This is a genomic window from Streptomyces sp. NPDC057654 (genome assembly GCF_042800135.1).
In the GTDB taxonomy this organism is placed as follows: Bacteria; Actinomycetota; Actinomycetes; order Streptomycetales; family Streptomycetaceae; genus Streptomyces.
Genome location: NZ_JBHVHQ010001065.1, coordinates 1 through 2,606 on the forward strand (window position 1 = coordinate 1; position 2,606 = coordinate 2,606).

2 protein-coding genes and 2 pseudogenes are annotated in these 2,606 nt (G+C 72.9%); 3 read left to right on the forward strand and 1 reads right to left on the reverse strand.

Annotated elements, in window-relative coordinates:
* Positions 1 to 557 (forward strand): annotated as a pseudogene (locus ACFU99_RS40410) (hypothetical protein); the annotation flags it as partial.
* Between the two features lie 22 nt (positions 558 to 579).
* On the opposite strand, the gene ACFU99_RS40415 reads toward ACFU99_RS40410, so the two are convergent.
* On the reverse strand, positions 580 to 1,173 hold the full coding sequence (locus ACFU99_RS40415; protein WP_384402795.1) for a histidine phosphatase family protein: 594 nt from the start codon (positions 1,171 to 1,173) through the stop codon (positions 580 to 582).
* A gap of 316 nt (positions 1,174 to 1,489) precedes the next feature.
* Between ACFU99_RS40415 and ACFU99_RS40420 the strand changes: the two genes are divergently transcribed.
* Positions 1,490 to 2,449, forward strand: a complete 960-nt coding sequence (locus ACFU99_RS40420; protein ID WP_384402798.1) for a phosphatase PAP2 family protein — start codon at positions 1,490 to 1,492, stop codon at positions 2,447 to 2,449.
* Positions 2,391 to 2,606: pseudogene (locus tag ACFU99_RS40425) on the forward strand (hypothetical protein); the annotation flags it as partial. The gene ACFU99_RS40420 and the pseudogene ACFU99_RS40425, both read left to right, overlap by 59 nt.

The following is a 2,606-nucleotide window of genomic DNA, read 5'->3' on the forward strand; positions in this document are numbered from 1 at the left end:
GCCCGCGCGAGGCGTTACGGGCCGCGCAGGCGGCGCAGCGCGCGGCGCGGCAGCTGGCGTCGCCCCGGCTGCTGTCGCTGCTGTCGCTGCGGGAGGCGGGCGGCTGGGCCGGGCTCGGGGACCGGCGGGGCTGCGAAGAGGCGCTGCGGCGCGCGCAGCGGCTCTACGGCCGGGGCGTCCGCGACGCCGATCCCGAGTGGATGACGTTCTTCGGGGAGGCCGAGCTTGCGGGGCTGGAGGCGCAGTGCTGGGCGGCGCTGGGCGTGTGGCCGCGCGCGGCGGATCACGCGCGGCGCGCCGTCGCGGCGCAGGATCCGCATTTCGCCCGCAATATCGCGCTGTTCACGGCGGAGCTGGCGGGCGACCTCGCGTGCTGCGGCGCGCTGGAGGAGGCGGCTTCGGCGGGCGGGCGGGTGCTGGATCTTCTGGAGGAGGTCCAGTCGGCCCGTATCCGCGCGATGCTCGCCGGGACGGCCCGTACGCTCCGCCCGCATCACCGCAGCGCTCCGGTGGCGGCCTTCCTCTTCCGGCACGACGCCGCCGCGCGCTCCGCGTGAAGGGTCTGTGGTTCTTCTCCGGTCAGCCCAGGTGGCCGGTGTCGTTCCAGCGCTCGATCGCCGGTTCGCCGTAGGCCCAGCCGAGGATGGACAGGGACGTCGGGTCGAGCCGTATGCGGGCCGCGAAGGACGGCTCCAGGCCGAGCCAGCGCGCGCCGAGGACGCGCAGCAGGTGGCCGTGGGCGAAGACCAGGACGTCACGGTCGGCGGAGCGGGCCCAGGCGGTCACCTCGTCCGCGCGGGCGGCGATCCGCGCCAGCGTCTCGCCCTCGGGGACGCCGTCGCGCCAGATGAGCCAGCCGGGGCGGGCGGCCTTGATCTCGTCGGGGGTCATGCCCTCGTACGCGCCGTAGTCGAACTCCATGAGCGCGTCCCACTCCTGCGCGCGGTCGCCGAAGCCCGCGATCTCGCAGGTCTCCTTGGCGCGCGCCAGGGGGCTCGTACGGACCTCGACGCCCGGGAGTCCGTTCCAGGGCTCGTGGTGCAGCCGTTCGCCGAGCAGTTTGGCGCCGTGCCGCCCCTCGTCGAGGAGGGGGATGTCCGTGCGGCCGGTGTGCTTCCCGGACAGCGACCACTGCGTCTGTCCGTGCCGGGCCAGCAGGATGCGCGGTGCCATGTGAGGGGGCCTCTCAATCGGTCTCGGAGGGGGATCGGAGGGGGAATCGGAGGGGAGATCGGAGGGGAGATCGGAGGGTGGATCCGATGCGGTCTCTCCCCCGTCCATCATCCCTGTCCATCATCGCGCACCGGGCGCGGAGGCAACCGTGGGGCCGACGGCGGCGTCTCCTACCTCACATGTCACAGCCGTAGACATAACCGCAGGCCGACGCCGTGTTGACAGGAAGATGAAGGGCGGTGTGCGACGGATTCCGCGTACACCGTACGGTTGCATGCGCGCTTGTTTGGCCGCCAGAACACAGGAGAGCGTCGCGATGTCCCACACCCCCGCACTCGGGAAGCGGCCTCGCTGGTGGACCGAGCTCCCCCTCATAGCCGTGGTCTACGCGCTGTACTCCGCCGGCCGGCTGCTCGTCCGGGGCGAGGTCAGCGACGCCGTCGACCACGGGCTTTCCATTCTCCATATAGAGAAGGTTCTGGGGATAAACCTGGAACACCCGCTCAATCGGTTCTTCACCCACCACGCGCTGTTCGGCATACCCGCCGACTTCGCGTACGCGTCGCTCCACTACCTGATCACCCCGGCGCTCCTCATATGGGTCTTCAAGTGCCGCCCGGCCAACTACAGCTTCCTGCGCACCTGGCTGATGATCGCGACCCTCATCGGCCTCGTCGGCTTCACACTGCTGCCCACGAGCCCACCGCGGCTCCTGGACGCGGCCCAGGGGTTCACCGACACCATGGCGCAGTACGGGTCGTACGGCTGGTGGGGCGGGGACGCCAGCGCGCCGCGCGGCCTCGGGGGGCTCACCAACCAGTACGCGGCGATGCCGAGCCTCCACGTGGGGTGGGCCCTGTGGTGCGGGGTCGTGCTGTGGCGGTACGGGCGCGGGCGCTGGGCGCGGATCGCCGGCGTCGTCTACCCGCTGGGCATCGCGTTCGTCGTGATGGGCACCGCCAACCACTACCTCCTCGACGCCGTCGCCGGCATCGCCGTGATGGGCGTCGGACTGCTGCTGACCCGGCCCGCGCTGCGGCTCGCCGAACGGATCGCGAGCCGCTTCCCGCGCATCTCCCGCACCGCCGCCCACCCGGCGTCACCCACCGGATCACACACCGCGTCACCTGGTGAAACGCCTGCGGCTGGGGCGGTTGTCAGTGGCGGATGCGAGACTTCGGCAGGTGAACGGTTCCCTCGACAGGCGGCCCGGACCGATGTCGCCGACAGCCACGGCGACGCCCGCGCCGACAGCGCTGCGACAGCGGCTCGCTGAGCTGCGCGGGCCGGGCCGCGCCCCGCGCCCGCTCGACGCCCGTGCCCTCGCCGCGCTGGCCGCCAACCCCGGCTGCGGCCGCCGCGCGCTGCTGGACGGCGCCGGGGTCGACAAGGGCGCGCTGGCCCGCGCGCTGGGGTCGCCCGCCTCGTTCGGC